Source organism: Pseudoroseomonas cervicalis (genome assembly GCF_030818485.1).
Lineage (GTDB): Bacteria > Pseudomonadota > Alphaproteobacteria > Acetobacterales > Acetobacteraceae > Pseudoroseomonas > Pseudoroseomonas cervicalis_A.
On sequence record NZ_JAUTAJ010000004.1, the window covers coordinates 733,816 to 749,311 of the forward strand.

13 protein-coding genes and 1 pseudogene are annotated in these 15,496 nt (G+C 72.3%); 3 read left to right on the forward strand and 11 right to left on the reverse strand.

The features are described 5' to 3' along the window. Positions 1 to 4: 4 nt before the first annotated feature. The 3 genes from QE401_RS07310 to QE401_RS07320 are packed head-to-tail and all read right to left on the reverse strand — an operon-like array spanning position 5 to position 3,467. Positions 5 to 721 carry a ribonuclease activity regulator RraA gene (locus tag QE401_RS07310; protein WP_307137584.1) on the reverse strand — a complete coding sequence of 239 codons (717 nt, stop codon included), beginning with the start codon at positions 719 to 721 and terminating at the stop codon, positions 5 to 7. Between the two features lie 16 nt (positions 722 to 737). Then, entirely contained in the window at positions 738 to 2,489 is a 1,752-nt protein-coding gene (gene araD, locus QE401_RS07315) for an L-arabinonate dehydratase (protein ID WP_307137585.1), read from the reverse strand. Positions 2,490 to 2,501: 12 nt separating this feature from the next. Next, positions 2,502 to 3,467, reverse strand: a complete 966-nt coding sequence (locus QE401_RS07320; protein ID WP_307137586.1) for a 2-hydroxyacid dehydrogenase — start codon at positions 3,465 to 3,467, stop codon at positions 2,502 to 2,504. Between the two features lie 117 nt (positions 3,468 to 3,584). Here QE401_RS07320 and QE401_RS07325 point away from each other — a divergent pair, with 117 nt between their 5' ends. Beyond that, a complete protein-coding gene (locus QE401_RS07325; protein WP_307137587.1) occupies positions 3,585 to 4,289 on the forward strand; it encodes a GntR family transcriptional regulator in 705 nt (234 codons plus the stop codon). Positions 4,290 to 4,318: 29 nt separating this feature from the next. Here the strand turns inward: QE401_RS07325 and QE401_RS07330 are convergent, their stop codons facing one another. After that, a complete protein-coding gene (locus QE401_RS07330; protein ID WP_307137588.1) occupies positions 4,319 to 5,167 on the reverse strand; it encodes a VOC family protein in 849 nt (282 codons plus the stop codon). A gap of 172 nt (positions 5,168 to 5,339) precedes the next feature. On the opposite strand from QE401_RS07330, the pseudogene mbfA reads away from it, so the two are divergent. Continuing rightward, positions 5,340 to 6,297 (forward strand): annotated as a pseudogene (gene mbfA, locus QE401_RS07335) (iron exporter MbfA). 39 nt (positions 6,298 to 6,336) lie between these two features. On the opposite strand, the gene QE401_RS07340 reads toward mbfA, so the two are convergent. The 4 genes from QE401_RS07340 to QE401_RS07355 all read right to left on the reverse strand — a co-directional run bounded on the left by QE401_RS07340 (position 6,337) and on the right by QE401_RS07355 (position 11,055). Continuing rightward, positions 6,337 to 8,085 carry an ABC transporter ATP-binding protein/permease gene (locus QE401_RS07340; protein WP_307137589.1) on the reverse strand — a complete coding sequence of 583 codons (1,749 nt, stop codon included), beginning with the start codon at positions 8,083 to 8,085 and terminating at the stop codon, positions 6,337 to 6,339. A 259-nt stretch (positions 8,086 to 8,344) separates the two neighbouring features. Continuing rightward, a complete protein-coding gene (locus tag QE401_RS07345) occupies positions 8,345 to 8,620 on the reverse strand; it encodes a DUF3253 domain-containing protein (protein ID WP_307137590.1) in 276 nt (91 codons plus the stop codon). A gap of 17 nt (positions 8,621 to 8,637) precedes the next feature. Further along, a complete protein-coding gene (locus QE401_RS07350; protein WP_307137591.1) occupies positions 8,638 to 9,999 on the reverse strand; it encodes an MFS transporter in 1,362 nt (453 codons plus the stop codon). A gap of 294 nt (positions 10,000 to 10,293) precedes the next feature. Beyond that, positions 10,294 to 11,055, reverse strand: a complete 762-nt coding sequence (locus QE401_RS07355; RefSeq protein ID WP_307137592.1) for a DUF1194 domain-containing protein — start codon at positions 11,053 to 11,055, stop codon at positions 10,294 to 10,296. 182 nt (positions 11,056 to 11,237) lie between these two features. On the opposite strand from QE401_RS07355, the gene QE401_RS07360 reads away from it, so the two are divergent. Next, on the forward strand, positions 11,238 to 11,486 hold the full coding sequence (locus tag QE401_RS07360) for a hypothetical protein (protein WP_307137593.1): 249 nt from the start codon (positions 11,238 to 11,240) through the stop codon (positions 11,484 to 11,486). Between the two features lie 48 nt (positions 11,487 to 11,534). On the opposite strand, the gene QE401_RS07365 is transcribed toward QE401_RS07360, so the two are convergent. The 3 genes from QE401_RS07365 to QE401_RS07375 form a co-directional block, all read right to left on the reverse strand. Then, positions 11,535 to 13,196 carry a carboxylesterase/lipase family protein gene (locus QE401_RS07365; protein ID WP_307137594.1) on the reverse strand — a complete coding sequence of 554 codons (1,662 nt, stop codon included), beginning with the start codon at positions 13,194 to 13,196 and terminating at the stop codon, positions 11,535 to 11,537. Positions 13,197 to 13,396: 200 nt separating this feature from the next. Further along, positions 13,397 to 14,605, reverse strand: a complete 1,209-nt coding sequence (locus tag QE401_RS07370; protein ID WP_307137595.1) for an OmpA family protein — start codon at positions 14,603 to 14,605, stop codon at positions 13,397 to 13,399. A 312-nt stretch (positions 14,606 to 14,917) separates the two neighbouring features. After that, complete coding sequence (locus tag QE401_RS07375) at positions 14,918 to 15,493, reverse strand: DUF924 family protein (protein WP_307137596.1); 576 nt, start codon at positions 15,491 to 15,493, stop codon at positions 14,918 to 14,920. Positions 15,494 to 15,496: the final 3 nt, after the last annotated feature.

A 15,496-nucleotide genomic window follows, 5' to 3' on the forward strand; every position in this document is an offset into this window, starting at 1 on the left:
CGCGCTAGCGCCCGTTCTGCTTCCTCCAGGCGGCGAAGAGCTCGAGATTGCTCTCATCGGTCGGCGGGTAGAGGCCGAGGATGCTCTGGCCGCCGCGCACCTTCTCGGTGACGAAATCCTCGAAGGCCGTCATCTCGGTCGCCTCGGTGGCGATCTCGTCCGCCAGATGCGCGGGGATGACGATGACGCCGTCATTGTCACCCACGATGACATCGCCCGGGAAGACCGGCGCGTCGCCGCAGCCGATCGGCACATTGATGTCGATCGCCTGGTGCAGCGTCAGATTGGTCGGCGCCGAGGGGCGGCTGTGATAGGCCGGCATATCCAGCGTCGCGATCTCCGCGCTGTCGCGGAAGCCGCCATCGGTGACGACACCGGCGACGCCGCGCTGCTGCAGCCGGGTCACCAGGATGCCGCCGGCGGAGGCGGCGCGCGCATCCTTGCGGCTGTCCATCACCAGCACGGCGCCGGGCGGGCATTCCTCCACCGCCTTGCGCTGCGGGTGGCCGCGGTCGCGGAACACGTCGAGCTTGTTGAGGTCCTCGCGCGCCGGCATGTAGCGCAGCGTGAAGGCCTCGCCCACCATGCTCTCGGTCATGGGGTGCAGCGGCTGCACGCCCTGGATCATCTGGGTACGGAAGCCGCGCTTGAACAGCGCGGTGGCCAGCGTGGCGGTGCTGACCTGCTTCAGCTTGTCGCGGGTCTCGGGGCTCAGGGCCATGGCGTGTCGCCTTCGCTCAGTAGATCACGGGTTCGGGGACCGGCGCGCCGAAATCGGTGCGCAGGAAGTCGAAGTCGCAGCCCTCGTCGGCCTGGCGGATATGCTTGGTGAACATGTAGCCATAGCCGCGCTCATACCGCGCCGCGGGCTGCACCCAGGCGGCACGGCGGCGCGCCAGCTCCTCCTCGGAGACCAGCATGTTGATGCTGCGCGCATGCACATCGACCTCGACGATGTCGCCGGTCTGCAGCAAGGCGAGCGGCCCGCCGATGAAGCTCTCGGGCGCCACATGCAGCACGCAGGCGCCGTAGGAGGTGCCGGACATGCGCGCATCCGACAGGCGCAGCATGTCGCGATGGCCTTCCTTCAGCAGCTTCTTGGGCATCGGCAGCATGCCCCATTCCGGCATGCCCGGACCGCCCTGCGGTCCCGCATTGCGCAGCACCAGCACGGAATCGGCGGTGAAGGGATAATTCTCGTCCTCCACGGCTTTCTTCATCGAGGGGTAGTCGTCGAACACCACGGCCGGGCCGGAATGCTTGAGGAATTTCTGGTCCATCGCGGCGGGCTTGATGACGCAGCCCGAGGGGGCGAGATTGCCCTTCAGCACCGCCAGCGACCCCTCGCCATAGATCGGGTTGGAGAGCGGGCGGATCACGTCGTCATTGTAGACCTTGGCGCCCTCGATGTTCTCGCCCATGGTCCGGCCGGTCACCGTCAGGCAGTCCAGGTGCAGATGCTCGCGGATGTTGTTCATCAGCGCGCAGATGCCGCCGGCATAGAAGAAATCCTCCATCAGATAGGTGCTGCCCGAGGGGCGCACATTGCCGATGACGGGAACCTTGCGGCTGTAGCGCTCGAAATCCTCGAGCCCGATCTCCTGCCCGGCGCGGCGCGCCATGGCGATCAGGTGGATGATGGCGTTGGTCGAGCAGCCCATCGCCATGGCGACCGCGATGGCGTTCTCGAAGGCCTCGCGCGTCTGGATCTTCTGCGGCGTCAGATCCTCCCACACCATCTCGACGATGCGGCGGCCGCAGGCGGAGGCCATGCGGATATGGTTGGCATCGGCGGCGGGGATCGAGGAGGCGCCGGGCAGGCACATGCCGGCGGCTTCCGCGATCGCCGTCATGGTGCTGGCGGTGCCCATGGTCATGCAGGTGCCATAGCTGCGGGCGATGCCCTGCTCGACGCCGAGCCAGTCCTTGTCGGTGATCTTGCCGGCGCGCAGCTCGTCCCAGTATTTCCAGGAATCCGAGCCGGAGCCGAGCACCTTGCCCGCCCAGTTGCCGCGCAGCATCGGGCCGGCCGGCAGGTAGATGGCGGGCACATTGGCGCTGGTCGCGCCCAGCATCAGGCCGGGCGTCGTCTTGTCGCAGCCGCCCATCAGCACCACGCCGTCGACCGGATGGCTGCGGATCAGCTCCTCCGCCTCGATCGCCAGCAAATTGCGGTAGAGCATGCTGGTGGGCTTCAGGTAGCTCTCATCCAGCGAGATCGCCGGCAGTTCCACCGGGAAGCCGCCGGCCTGCAGCACGCCGCGCTTCACATCGTCCACGCGCTGCTTGAAATGCGCGTGGCAGGGGTTGAGGTCGGACCAGGTGTTGAGGATGGCGATGATCGGCTTGCCGGTCCATTCCTCCGGCGCGTAGCCCATCTGCATGGCGCGGGAGCGGTGGCCGAAGCTGCGCAGATCGGCCGGGCCGAACCAGCGGCGGCTGCGCAGCTCTTCCGGTTTCTTGATGTGGGGCAGGGGAGATTCGCTCATGGCGGGCAGGCCTCAGACGGGGTCCATGGGGGGGCGGCCGGCCGTGACGGCCGCGATGTTGTCGAGGGCGCGCATCGCCATCGCGTCGCGCGTCTCCAGCGTGGCGCTGGCCACATGCGGCGTCAGGAACACGTTCGGCAGCGCCGCGAAGCGCGTGTCGTAGTCTGGCTCCTTGCGGAACACGTCGAGCCCGGCGGCGAAGAGATGCCCGCTGGTCAGCGCCTCCAGCAGCGCCTCCTCATCGACCAGCGAGCCGCGCGCGGTGTTGACGAAGACGGCGCCCCTGGGCAGGGCGGCGAAGGCGGCGCGGTCCATCAGCACGCCGCTCTGCGCGCCGCCCGGCAGATGCAGCGACAGGATCTGGCAATGCGGCAGCATCTCGGCCATCGAGGCGAAGTATTCCGCGCCCTGCTCCAGCTCCGGCGCCAGGCGGTTGCGGTTGTGGTAGAGGATGCGCATGCCGAAGCCGCGGGCGCGCTGCGCCATGGCGCGGCCGATGCGCCCCATACCGACGATGCCGAGCGTCTTGCCCGAGGGCCGCACCCCCAGCATGTCCGGCAGGCCGAGCCCCTTGCGCCAGCCCTGGCGCATCAGCGCCTCATACTCATGGGCGCGGCGGCAGGCGGCCAGCAGCAGCAGGAAGGCGAGATCGGCGGTGCAGTCGGTCAGCACATCCGGGGTGTTGGTCACCAGGATGCCGCGGGCGCGGGCGGCGGCGGCGTCCATATGGTCATAGCCGACGCTGCTGTTGGCGATCAGCTTCACATGCGCCGGCAGGCGGGCGATGGCGGCCTCGTCCAGCTTCACCTTGGGGCCGATCAGCAGCGCCTCGGCCCCATGCGCGGCGGCGGCGGCGATCGCTTCCTCCGCGGTCATGTCCTGCTCGGCCAGCTTCGCGTCGAAGTCGCGGCGGGCACGCTCCGTGGCGGCAGGGGTCAGGCGGCGCGCCACCAGGATACGGGGCAGGGGGCTCGGCATGGCGTCTCCTTCTCGGCCGTCCTCCGGGGCGGCGCTTGGGCGGAGAGTACGGAACATCATGTTGTACGGCAACCCGCCGATATTTCGGATTTCGCGAAACGGCGCTAGCATGGCGCCATGCCGCCGCTTTCCCTCGACGACGCCCCGCCCCTGCTGCAGCCGATCGGCCGCCGCCCCAGCGCGGGCGAGCTGGCCTTCACCAGCCTGCGCGCCGCCATCCTGGGGCTGAGCCTGGAGCCCGGCGCGGTGCTGTCCCGCGCCGCGCTGGCGGCGCAGCTCGGCCTCAGCCAGACCCCGGTGCGGGAGGCGCTGCTGCGGCTGCAGGCGGAAGGGCTGGTCGAGGTGGTGCCGAGCGCCTCGACCCGCGTCGCGCGCATCGATCTGGAGAGCGCCGGCCAGGCGCGCTTCCTGCGCCTGGCGCTGGAGCTGGAGCTGGTGCGCGGGCTGGCGCGGCAGGCGCCGCCCGGGCTGGCGGCGGTGCTGCAGGGCTGGCTGGCGCGGCAGGAGGGGCTGCTCGGCGACCATGCCGGCTTCGCCGCCGCCGATGACGGGCTGCATGCGGCGCTGTACGAGGCGGCCGGCCAGGCGCCGCTCTGGGCGCTGGTGCAGAGCCGCAGCGGGCATCTGGACCGGCTGCGCCGGCTGCATCTGCCGGCGCCGGGCAAGGCGGAATCGATCCTGGCCGAGCACCGCGCCCTGGTGGAGGCCATCCTGGCCGGGGATGCGGCGCAGGCGGCCTCCCGGCTGCGCGCGCATTTCGCCGGCACGCTGGGCGAGATCGCGCAGATCCGCCAGGCGCGGCCCGATTTCTTCCGCGGCTGAGGCGGGGCAGGCGGCCCCGCCCCGCAGCCTCAGCCGGCGAAGCTCAGCGCCAGGCCGCAGGCATCGGCGGCGCGCACGGTCAGCCGGCCCGGCTGCTCCAGCGGGGTGATGCCACCCTGGCGCAGCGCGGCGGCGGCGGCGGAGAGCTCGGCGCGCAGCGTCAGCGCCACCATGCGGTCGGTGCCATCCCCGGGCAGGGGCGGCAGGGCGTCGCCCCAATGTAGCGCCGCCGCCTCGGGCCGCAGCACCAGCAGGCGGGCGCCGCCGGCGGCCAGGATGGCGCGGCCGCCCGGCAGCTCCTGCACCGCATCGGCGCCGAACAGCGTGGCGTAGGGGGCGATGGCGCGGGCGGGGTCGTTGCTGACCACGCCGAACTCGGCGATGCCGGTGACGCCATTGGCGTGGCGCTGCCATTCCTGGCGCCAGACCAGCTCCGGCGTGAAATGGTGGCAGAAGAAGACGCGGCCGTTGAAGGCCACCTCCGCGCCCAGATGCGTCACGCGGAAATGCGCGTCGCGGGTGCTGCCATCGGGCAGGGCGACGGGGCGGGTGAATTCGCGGCTTTCCGAGACCGGCAGGCCGGCCGCCGCCACGCGGTCGCGGAAATCGGCATCGCCGGTCGGCTTGAACACCAGCCCGCCCAGGCCGTTCGGCATCTGCCACAGCGCGCCCGGATTGGTGGCGCGGGCGGGCTCATAGCCCAGCAGCTCCAGATAGTCGGTGCCGAAGATCGCCAGGTTGTTGCTGGAGCCCATGGAGTGGTGGCCGCGCTCGGTCAGCTGGAAGCCGAGCCGCGCATATTGCGCCGCGGCCTGGTCCAGCTCGGGGCCGACATGGATCACCACATGGTCGATGGCGGGCTTCAGCAGCGCGGTCATGCAACATCCTCCGGTTCGGGCGGCGATACTGGACGCTGGAGGGGGCTTTGCGAAGCCCGGCTGCGATTGCCACGCATTTGCTCTAAGCGCATGAAAAGATTTGAACTTTTCTGATCTTCAGCTTGCCCCGCCGCGCCTGTGGGCGGAAAAACGCGGCAGGAGAGACGGAATCATGAAGCGCTTCGAGGAGCTGAGCGAGGCCGAGACCCTGGCCCTCGCCATCGCCAATGAGGAGGAGGATGCGCGCATCTATCGCAGCTTCGCGCTGCGGCTGCGCCCGGCCTATCCCGGCACCGCCGCGCTGTTCGACGGCATGGCGGAGGAGGAGCAGGGCCACCGGCACCGGCTGCTGGCGCTGTACCAGCAGAAATTCGGCGCCGAGATGCCCTACATCACCCGCCAGGATGTGCGCGGCTTCCTGAAGCGCCACCCGGTCTGGCTGGCGCCGGATCTGCGGCTGGAGACGGTGCGCGCCCAGGCGGCGCTGATGGAGCGCGAGGCCGGGCGTTTCTATGCCCGCGCCCGCCGAGCGGGCGCGCGATGTCGAGATCCGCCGCCTGCTGGGCGACCTGGCCGAGGTGGAGCAGAAGCATGAGGCGCGCGCCGCGGCGCTGGAGGCGGAGGCGCTGCCCGAGGGGGTGCGCCGCGCCGAGGATGTCGAGGCGCGGCGGATGCTGCTGCTGCAGGTGGTGCAGCCGGGGCTGGCGGGGCTGATCGATGGTTCGGTCTCGACCCTGGCGCCGATCTTCGCCGCCGCCTTCGCCACGCAGAATTCCGGCGATGCGCTGCTGGTGGGGCTGGCGGCCTCGGCCGGGGCGGGCATCAGCATGGGGCTGACCGAGGCGCTGTCGGATGATGGCGCCATCACCGGCCGCGGCCATCCCTGGCTGCGCGGCGCGGTGTGCGGGGTGATGACGGCGCTGGGCGGCCTGGGCCACACACTGCCTTACCTGATCGGCGATTTCTGGACGGCGACGGCGGTGGCGGCGCTGGTGGTGGCGGTGGAGCTGTTCGCCATCGCCTGGATCCGCTGGCGCTACATGGAGACGCCCTTCGGCAGCGCGATCCTGCAGGTGGTGCTGGGCGGCGCGCTGGTGCTGCTGACCGGCATCCTGATCGGCAGCGCCTGACGGCGGGGTCCGGGGGGACCCTGTCCCCCCGGCGGGGGTTCAGGGGACAGCGCCCCCTGTTCTTTCCTGTTCCTGCAGCCGGCCTTCGGCGAAACGCAGCACCCGGTCATGATGCTGTGCGACGGCCGGCCGGTGCGCGATGGAGAGGATGCCCGTCTCCGGCAGCTGCCGCCGCAGCGTGGCGTAGAGGTTCTCCTCCGCCTCCGGGTCGAGCGAGGCGGTGGCCTCGTCGAGGAACAGCCAGCGCGGCTTCAGCAGCAAAGCGCGGGCCAGGGCCAGGCGCTGCTGCTCGCCGCCGGAGAGGCGGCGGTCCCAGGCCTCGCTCTCATCCAGCCGCGGCGCCAGGGCGCCGAGCCCGGCCTGGTCGAGGGCCGCCAGGATCTGGGCTTCGGAGAATTCGGCCGCCGCATGCGGATAGGCGATGGCGTCGCGCAGCGTGCCGAGCGGCAGATAGGGCCGCTGCGGCAGGAACAGCGTGTCGCCCGGCGGCATGGCGAGCTGGCCGCGGGCGAAGGGCCAGATGCCCGACAGCGCCCGGAACAGGGTCGATTTGCCGCTGCCGGAGGCGCCGGTGACCAGCACCGCCTCGCCCGGCTGCAGGCCGAGCGCCGCATCCTCGGCCAGGACCCGGCCATCCGGCAGGGCCAGGCGCAGCGCCTCGGCGCGCAGCGCGCCGTCGCGGGAGGGGTGGCGGGCCAGGCCCTCGCCGGCGGCGGAATGGGCGGCGGAGAGGGCGCGCTGGAAGCCGGTCAGGCGCTCCACGGTGGCGCGCCATTCGGTCAGGCGGGCGTAGTTGGTGACGATCCAGGACATGGCGCCCTGCACCTCGCCGAAGGCGGAGGAGGTCTGGATCAGCCCGCCCAGCGGCATGCGCCCGGCGAAATAGGCGGGGGCGGCGACGACGATCGGGAAGATGACGGCCAGCTGCGCATAGCCCGAGGTGAAGAAGGTCAGCTGCTTGGTGGCGCGCATGATGCCCCACCAGTTCTGGATCACCGCGCCGAAGCGGGCGAGCAGGCCGCGCTGCTCCTGCGCCTCGCCGCCATGCAGGGCGACGCCTTCCATGTTCTCGCGGAAGCGCACCAGGGCGTAGCGGAAATCGGCCTCGACGCGCTGCTGCAGGAAGTTCAGCCCGATCAGCTTGCGGCCGATGCGGTGTGCCAGGAAGGTGCCGACCACCGAATAGACCAGCGCCACCCAGACCATGTAGCCGGGGATCGAGACGCCCAGCACCTCCATCGGCCCGGACAGGCCCCAGAGCACGAAGACGAAGGAGAGCAGCGTCACCACCGCGTTCATCAGCCCGAGGCCGAGGGCGAGGCTGTCGTCGACGAAGAGGCGCATATCATCGGCGATGCGCTGGTCGGGGTTGTCGGTGCCCTGGTCGGTCAGGCTGATGCGGTAATAGGCGCGGCCCTGCAGCCAGCCGGTGAGGAACCGCTCGGTCAGCCAGCGGCGCCAGCGGATTTGCAGCGCCTGCTGCAGGTAGAGGGCGTAGACGCCGACCAGGATGTAGATCGCGGCGACCAGGGTGAAGCCCGGCATGAAACCGTCCTCATCGCCATGGCCCCACAGGATCAGCTGGGTGAAGGCGTTGAAATCCTTCGCTTCCAGCGCGTTGTAGAAGGCCCGCTGCCAGTAGGTGAGCAGCACGCCCATGCCGACCAGGGCCAGGTTCAGCAGGATGACGATGGCGAGCAGCGCGCGCGCCCGCCAGCGCTCCTCGCTGTTCCAGTAGGGGCGGGCCAGGGCCCAGGCATCCCGCAGGAAGGGGGTGAGGCTGCGCATCGGGAAGGGCTTTTCGTCGGAGGGAAGCGGAGGGCAGGGCAGGGAAGCCCGGCGCGGGGTGCGCGGCGGGCGGGGCCGGGCTCAGCCGGCGGCGCGGCGTGGCGGCGGCTGGCCGGCACTGCTGCGGCCATGGCCGGGGCGCGCGGCCGGCGCCGGCGGGTTCGGCCGCGGGAGAAGCGGGGTTGGGCGAAGCGGGGCCGCGCCGCGCGGCGGGGCGCGGCGGCGGCGGTCGGGCGGGGAGAGGGTCAGGCGCGTGCGGTCACGATTCATGCGGGGCGCGCAGGCGGATCACGCCGCGCACCTCCTCGGCCGGCACCGGCTTGCCCTTGCGCAGGATCTCCACCCGGCCCTCCTTCTGCAGCCGCAGCGCCGCATGGCGCACCGGCGTCATCAGGCTGCGCCAAGTCTCCTCCGGCGCCAGGGCGCGGGCCACCTCGCTCGGGCAGATGGAGCTGCCGGGGCCGCGCGCCGCGGTCTGGCGCAGGATCTCCTCGGCGAGGCGCTCGGGCGAGGGGCGGGGGGGCAGGCTGGACATCGAAGCGGACTTTCAGTCTAGGCGCGGCGCGGCGCGGACAGGCGGGAGAAGCTGATGAGGGCGGCGGCGCCGGCAATGCAAGAGGCAACCGTCAGCGCCAGGATCGGCCCGTCCTCCCCGGCCAGGCGCAGGGTGAGCGCGCCGAGCGCCGCACCGCTGGTCTGGCCGAGCAGCCTTGCGGTGGAGAGCATGCCGCTGGCGCCGCCGCTGCGCTCGCGCGGGGCGGAGGAGAGCAGGGTGCGGTTGTTCGGGCTCTGGAACAGGCCGAAGCCGAGGCCGCAGAGCGCGATGCGCCAGCCGAGGTCGAAGGCGCTCGGCGCGTCGGGCAGCGCGGCCAGCGAGGCGAGGCCGATCGCCATCAGCACCAGCCCGACGCCGCCCAGCAGGCCGGCGGGGATGCGGTCCGAGGCGCGGCCGGCCAGCGGCGAGACGACGATCAGCACCAGCGGCCAGGGTGTCATCAGCAGCCCGGTCTCCACCTGGCTGCGGCCGAGATTGTGCTGCAGGTAGAAGGGCAGCGCCACGAAGGCCAGCATCTGCGCCGCGAAGGAGGCGATGGAGGTGGCGACCGACAGGCTGAAGACCGGGATGCGCAGCAGGTCCACCGGCAGCAGCGGCGCCGGGCGGCCGCTCTGCCGCCGCACCAGCGCGATGCCGGCCAGGATGCCGCCCGCCAGCAGCCCGCCCCAGGCCCAGGCGGGCGCGCCATGCGAGAACTGCTCCAGCGCCGTCATCACCAGGCCGAAGGTGGCGGCGCTGAGCAGGGCGGAGGCGGCGTCGAAGCGGCGCCCGGCGCGCGGCGTCTGCGGCAGGAAGCGCAGCGCCAGCAGCAGGGCCAGGCAGCCCAGGGGCAGGTTGACGGCGAAGATCCAGGGCCAGTGCGCGACGCCCAGGATGGCGGCGGCGACGCTCGGCCCCAGCACCGAGGAAAAGGCCACCACCAGCGCGTTGATGCCCACCCCCTGGCCGAGCAGGCGCTGCGGATAGATGTAGCGGACGAGCGCGGTGTTGACGCTCATCAGCCCGGCCGCGCCGAAGCCCTGCACCACCCGCGCCGCGACCAGGCCGGTCAGCGAATCCGACAGCGCGCAGAAGAAGGAGGCGATGGTGAAGATGGCCAGGCCGGTGCGGTAGACCCGCTCATGCCCCACCAGCTCGCCCAGCGAGGCCAGCGGCAGCAGCGAGACGACGATGGCGATCTGGTAGGCGTTCACCACCATGATCGCCTCGGAGGAGGAGACCCGCAGATCGGCCGCGATGGCCGGCAGGGCGACATTGGCGATGGAGGAATCCATCACCGCCATGGCGATGGAGACGGCGAGCGCGAGAACCGCCCAGCGCCGCTGTGGCGGCGGCAGGCCATCGGTATCCTGAGGCATGCGGGGCGTTGTCCTCCTGGCAAGGTTGGGGCGACCGGGCGGGAGGCGAAGCATGCGCCTGGGCGTGGCGGCGCGCCAGGGGCCGTCAAGGCAGGGAAGGGGTGCGGCGAAAGCGGGGCAGGCCGGCCCTGGCCGGGGCCGGTCGCGCCCGGGCGCTGTCGGGTATCGGGTCGGGCGGGCCGTGCCCCCTGCAACGGCCCGCTCCGCCCTTCATGCCCCGGGCGCCAGGCAATGGGCGCCAGGCAATGGGCGCCAGGCAATGGACGCCAGGCGATGGCCGCCCAGCGCCCCGCCTCAGGCGAAGGCGCGCTCGACCAGCGGGCCCGGCGGCGCGTTCAGCGCGATCTCGCGGATGATCTTGCGGCGCACCGCATTCTCGAAGGCGGTGAAGCCCTCGGCCACCATCAGGAAGGCGCCGGGGCCGCCGATCACCTGGTCGCGGTAATATTCGTCGAGCGGCGGGTTCAGCGCGGCGAATTGCGCCGGGGGCGGGGTCTTGTCCAGCACCGCCAGCCCGTTCAGCACGATGCCGCGCTGCAGCGCCTCCTCCCGCGCCTGGGCCAGCGGGCGGCCGGAATTGTTCACCCCGTCGCCGGAGATGTCGACCACCTGGCGCGTGCCCTCATAGCCCTGGCCGAACAGGCCGGCGGCATAGTCGATGGCGCCCGAGATCGAGGTGTAGAGATGCGTCCGCCGCGGCGCCGCGTCGATGGCGGCGGCGAAGCGGGCGGCGCTGGCCGGGCCGTCGACCCGCATCCAGGGCACCAGCAGCTCCTGGATGTTCCAGTCCGACCAGGTGAAGAAGGTGACGGCGATGGCGCCGATCGCGCCGCGCGCGATGCCCTCGGTCAGGCGCGGATCGCGGAAGGCCTGGGCATAGCCGTTGAACTGCAGCTCCTGCTCCTCCGGGTCGACGGAGCGGCTGACATCGACGGCGAGCACCAGCTCGACATCGACCGGTTCCAGCGCGGCGGCACGGGCGCGCGGGCTGCGGAGCAGGGCGGGGGCGGCCAGCAACCCGGCCGGGGCGAGGCGGAGAAAGTGGCGGCGGCGCATGCGTCCTCCAGGGGGCGGGCGTTGCCTTGGACTTCCTCCGTCACTCGATCGACATTATTGTGCATCGCAACAAAAACGCCACGATAGAATGCGCCTCACGGTGCCGTGAGTGCAAGTTTCCGCGGTGCCTGTGGCAACCAGGGCACAGGCCGGACCTTTTCCCTGCAGCAAGGGAGAACTCCATGCCCAACCTGTCCCCCCGCGGCGCGGCGCGCCTGATCCCGATCGGCACCATCCTGTGGTCGCAGACGCCGATCCCCCCCAGCGACCCGCCAAGCCCGGTGCCGCCGCCGGCGCCCGAGACGCCCGGCCCCGACCTGCCGGAGCCGCCGATCGACGAGCCGCCCGGCCCGGACCAGCCGACGCCGGACGCGCCCGGCATCCCGCCGGTGGGCGACCCGCCCGGCGCCCCGCCGGCCCGGGTGCAGTAGCGGCGCAGGGCATGGCGGGCCCCCGCCCGCCGGCCCGGACGCCCCGCGTCAGAAATTCAGCGCGGCCCAGGCCGCGCAGCGATGCGCCCCGAGCGGTGGCGGGATCATCCCGCTGCCGCCGGGGCGCAGCCGCATCAGCCGCGGCGCGCCCGGCTGCCAGAGCGGCCAGGCGGGCAGCGCCTCCGGCGTCCCGGCCGGGGCGTCGGGATCGCCCAGGCCGGCGAAGCGGCCCCAGGCCGCCTGCATGCCGCGCGACAGGGCGCGCTGCGCCGGGCTCATCGCCGCCGGGTCGGCCAGCGCCCAGGCGCTGCCCAGCACGAAGGCGATCTCCCCGGCATGATAGGCGCCGAGCGGCGGCAGCAGCGGCAGAGCGGGCAGGCGCGACGGCGCCGCCGGATCGTCGAACAGATAGGCGCGCACCGGCAGCAGCGGCGCCAGCCGCTCGGCCAGGGCCAGGGTCGGGCAGGCGAAGACCGCATCGGTGACCAGCCGGGCGAAGCTCAGCGCCTCATTGGCCTCCAGCCCGGGCGGGTAGGCGGCCAGCGCCTGCGGCGCCAGCGCGCCGAACAGGCGGGTGACGGCGCGGCGATGGCTCTCCTCGCTGAACAGCTCGCCGGTCAGGCGGTAGAGCACGCCGAACAGCCGCCCCTCCTCGGCATTGTAGCCGAGCAGCACCGGCACGCGGTGGATGCGGCCCTGCGCGATGGCCTCGGCGGGGGCCAGCGGCAGCACGCTGTCGCCGGCGATGGCGCCCCAGCTGGTCGGGCCCATCAGCCCGCGCGCCGGATGCGGCTGGCCGGCCAGCGCCCGCGCCGCCTGGCCGCGCAGGCATTCGGCCTGGCGGGGTTGCGCCGCGGCGTCGGCGGCCGGGCCGCAGCCCAGCGCCTCGGCATAGGCCAGGCCCGCCGCCTCGGCCTCGGCCAGCGGCAGGGTGGAGAAGGCGGTCTGGCAGGCGCCGCTCTGCAGGATGGCGCGGTGGAACAGCCCCGCCGCGCCGGGCGAGGCCAGCTGCAGGCAGGCGCTCCAGGCGCCGGCAGATTCCCCGAACAGGGTGACATTGTCCGGATCGCCGCCGAAGCGGGGGATGTTGCGCTGGACCCAGCGCAAGGCCGCCTGCTGGTCCAGCAGGCCGAGATTGGCGGCGCCGCCCGCCGCCGCGCGCAGCGCCGGATGCGCCAGGAAGCCCAGCGCCCCCAGCCGGTAGTTCGGCGCCACCAGGACCACGCGCTGGCTCTCGGCCAGGCGGCTGAGGTCGTATTGCCGGTTGCTGCCCACCACCAGCCCGCCGCCATAGAGCCAGACCATCACCGGCAGGCGCTCGCCCGGCCGGGCGGTGGCGGGGGCGTAGACATTCAGGTTGAGGCAATCCTCCTCGCCCGCCTGCATCCAGGTGGCGGTCTGCCCCTGCAGATAGGCCGGGCTGAAATTCTGCAGGCAGCCGGGGCCGAGGCGCGTGGCGTCGCGCGGCGCGCTCCAGGGCTCGGGCGGCGCGGGCGGCAGCCAGCGGCGGGGGCCGGTGGGCGGCGCGGCGAAGGGGATGTTCAGGAAGGCCTGGCCCTCCGGCGCGGCGACACCCTGCACCGGGCCGGCCTCGGTCTCCACCTGGATCGGCCGGGCGGCGGGGGCCTCGACCAGATGCCGCACCCCGCCCGGATCGCCATCGCAGGCACCGAGCAGCAGCGCGGCGAGCAGCAGGGCCGGCAGGCGCATCGGCGGGGCTCCTCGGGTCGGGGCGGGCGGCGCGGGGCCGCGGCGGCGGGGTGGCGGGCAGGGGGCGATGGCGGACTGAGAGCGATGGGCGGGCGGCAGGGTTGCATGGCGCCGGCCGGGCCGCGCTGCCGGCGGGGGCGCCGCATGAAAAAAGGGGCGCCTTGCGGCGCCCCCTCTCTCCGGTCGCGATCGCGGGCTGCTTAGCGCAGCACGATCTCGACGCGGCGGTTCTGCGGCTCGCGCACACCATCGGCGGTCGGGACCAGCGGACGGCTCTCGCCGAAGGCCTGGACCGTGATGGCCGAGCGGTTGACGCCCAGGCGGACCAGCTCGGCGGCCACGGCGTCGGCGCGACGCTGCGACAGGCGCTGGTTGTACTGCGGCGAACCCGAGCGGTCGGCATGGCCGGCCACCTCGATGCGGGTCGTCTGGGTGCGGGCGGAGTTCTGCGCGGCCTCGCTGATGATCTGGCGGGCACGGTCCGTCAGGTCGGCGCGGTCGAAGTCGAAGAACACCAGGTAGGTGCGGGCCGGGGCCGGGGCGGCGGCGGGCGCCGGGGCCGCGACCGGCACCGGGGCCGGCGGGGTCGGCTGGTTGAAGGCGTAGCGCAGGCCGACCATCACCGAATGGTTGTGCAGCTGGTCGGCCTCGAAGCGGCCGGTGCCGACGGTGGCGCCGTTGGCGGCCACGGTGCGGCCCTTGTAGTGGCTCTGCAGCGCGCCGGTGTAGCGATATTCGAGGGTCAGCGACAGGCCCGGGGCGGACTCGATCGGGAAGGCCACGCCGGCGATGCCCTGATAGGCGAACTGGCCGACCGTGTCGTCGATGCGCACGGTGTTGCCCGGCGCGCCGATCTGCGTGCCGCGCGCGTCGAGATCGGTCCAGATCCAGCCCACGCCACCGCCGATATACGGCACCATCGCCACCGGCATGTTCGGGAACCAGCGCGGCAGCTGGAAGTCGTAGAAGGCGTTCAGCATCACGCCGTACTGCTGCTGCTCACCATCGATGCCGCGCATGCCGACGCCCGGGCCACCGGCGCGGCCCTGGAAGCCGCCCATGCGGTCGACATTGTTGTAGCGGTAATTGCCCTCGATCTCGGTGCGGAAGCCGTTGCCGAAGCCGTAGCCGATCGAGAGGGCGCCGACGAAGCCTTCCTCGAAGCCGAGATTGCCCTGCCGGTTGCGGTTGTTGTTGGCGAAGTAGGAGCCGTTGCCGCCCAGCGAGTTCAGGCCGCGGGCGTCGGAGTGGTTCCAGCCGGCGCCGGCACCGATATAGACGCCCGTCACCGGCTGCGCGGCGGGGTTGGGCACGAAGCCGGAATACCAGGGGGAGGAAGCCTCCTGAGCCATGGCGACGGCGGGGGTGGCGAGGATGGTGGCTGCGAGCAGCAGACGGCGGAATGACATGTGTTTGTTCCCTAGCAACCCATTCGACGGGCGCAGGGAAAACCACAGTTTCACCGCGCAGTTTCGGACCGGTTCTGCAACGGAACCCCCTTGTGGCAGAATAGCCACAATCTGGCTTCGGTGCTGATCCGAACTCTCAAGAGCGGGTCCTAACCGCCTTTTACGCTTGCCAGTTTTTCCGGACGATGCGCAGGCGTTTCAAGGGTTGCAGGCTTGGCCCCTGCCGATTCGCTGCGCCGCAACGCGCCGCGGCGGCGCGTTGCATGCGACAACGGTTACGTTTTTGTGAAGGGAAACCGCTGCAACGCGGGCTCAGAAGCCGGCGCCCGGCTGCGCCAGATAGGCGGCCTCGGCGGCGCTGCTCGCCCGGCCGAGCGTCGCGTTGCGATGGGGGAAGCGGCCGAATCGCGCCACCACGGCGCGGTGCCGCCAGGCATAGTCGATGACGCCACCCGCGCCGCGATGCGGCGCATGGTCGCGCAACCCCTCGAACAGGGCCACCGACAGGTCCTGATCCGCCATCGCCTCCGAATGCTCGAAGGGCAGGTACAGGAAGACGCGCTGCACCGGGTGCAGGGCGCGGTCCTGGCCCTGCTCCAGCACCGCGCGGCGGGCGATGGCGCGGGCATGCGCGTCGCTGGCGAAGGCCTCCGCGCTGCCGCGGAACAGGTTGCGCGGGAACTGGTCGAGCAGGATCAGCAGCGCCAGCGTGCCCTCGGGCGCCGCCGCCCAGCCATCCAGCGCGCCCTCCCGCGCCGGCACCACCAGCGCGCTGAAGCGCTGGCGGATGGCCTCGTCGAAGGTATCGTCGCGGCGGAACCAGGCCTCGCGCATCACCGTCGCATCGCCCTGGAACCAGAATTCCAGGATCTCCAGCGCCGCGCTCATCTC

What these genes read in the sequence shown, in the direction of transcription:
- QE401_RS07350 (WP_307137591.1), bottom strand. Translation starts at nt 9,999, where the DNA reads ATGCCTCAGGATACCGATGGCCTGCCGCCGCCACAGCGGCGCTGGGCG.
- QE401_RS07320 (WP_307137586.1), bottom strand. Translation starts at nt 3,467, where the DNA reads ATGCCGAGCCCCCTGCCCCGTATCCTGGTGGCGCGCCGCCTGACCCCT.
- QE401_RS07365 (WP_307137594.1), bottom strand. Translation starts at nt 13,196, where the DNA reads ATGCGCCTGCCGGCCCTGCTGCTCGCCGCGCTGCTGCTCGGTGCCTGC.
- QE401_RS07325 (WP_307137587.1), top strand. Translation starts at nt 3,585, where the DNA reads ATGCCGCCGCTTTCCCTCGACGACGCCCCGCCCCTGCTGCAGCCGATC.
- araD (WP_307137585.1), bottom strand. Translation starts at nt 2,489, where the DNA reads ATGAGCGAATCTCCCCTGCCCCACATCAAGAAACCGGAAGAGCTGCGC.
- QE401_RS07345 (WP_307137590.1), bottom strand. Translation starts at nt 8,620, where the DNA reads ATGTCCAGCCTGCCCCCCCGCCCCTCGCCCGAGCGCCTCGCCGAGGAG.
- QE401_RS07370 (WP_307137595.1), bottom strand. Translation starts at nt 14,605, where the DNA reads ATGTCATTCCGCCGTCTGCTGCTCGCAGCCACCATCCTCGCCACCCCC.
- QE401_RS07340 (WP_307137589.1), bottom strand. Translation starts at nt 8,085, where the DNA reads ATGCGCAGCCTCACCCCCTTCCTGCGGGATGCCTGGGCCCTGGCCCGC.
- QE401_RS07355 (WP_307137592.1), bottom strand. Translation starts at nt 11,055, where the DNA reads ATGCGCCGCCGCCACTTTCTCCGCCTCGCCCCGGCCGGGTTGCTGGCC.
- QE401_RS07360 (WP_307137593.1), top strand. Translation starts at nt 11,238, where the DNA reads ATGCCCAACCTGTCCCCCCGCGGCGCGGCGCGCCTGATCCCGATCGGC.
- QE401_RS07330 (WP_307137588.1), bottom strand. Translation starts at nt 5,167, where the DNA reads ATGACCGCGCTGCTGAAGCCCGCCATCGACCATGTGGTGATCCATGTC.
- QE401_RS07310 (WP_307137584.1), bottom strand. Translation starts at nt 721, where the DNA reads ATGGCCCTGAGCCCCGAGACCCGCGACAAGCTGAAGCAGGTCAGCACC.
- QE401_RS07375 (WP_307137596.1), bottom strand. Translation starts at nt 15,493, where the DNA reads ATGAGCGCGGCGCTGGAGATCCTGGAATTCTGGTTCCAGGGCGATGCG.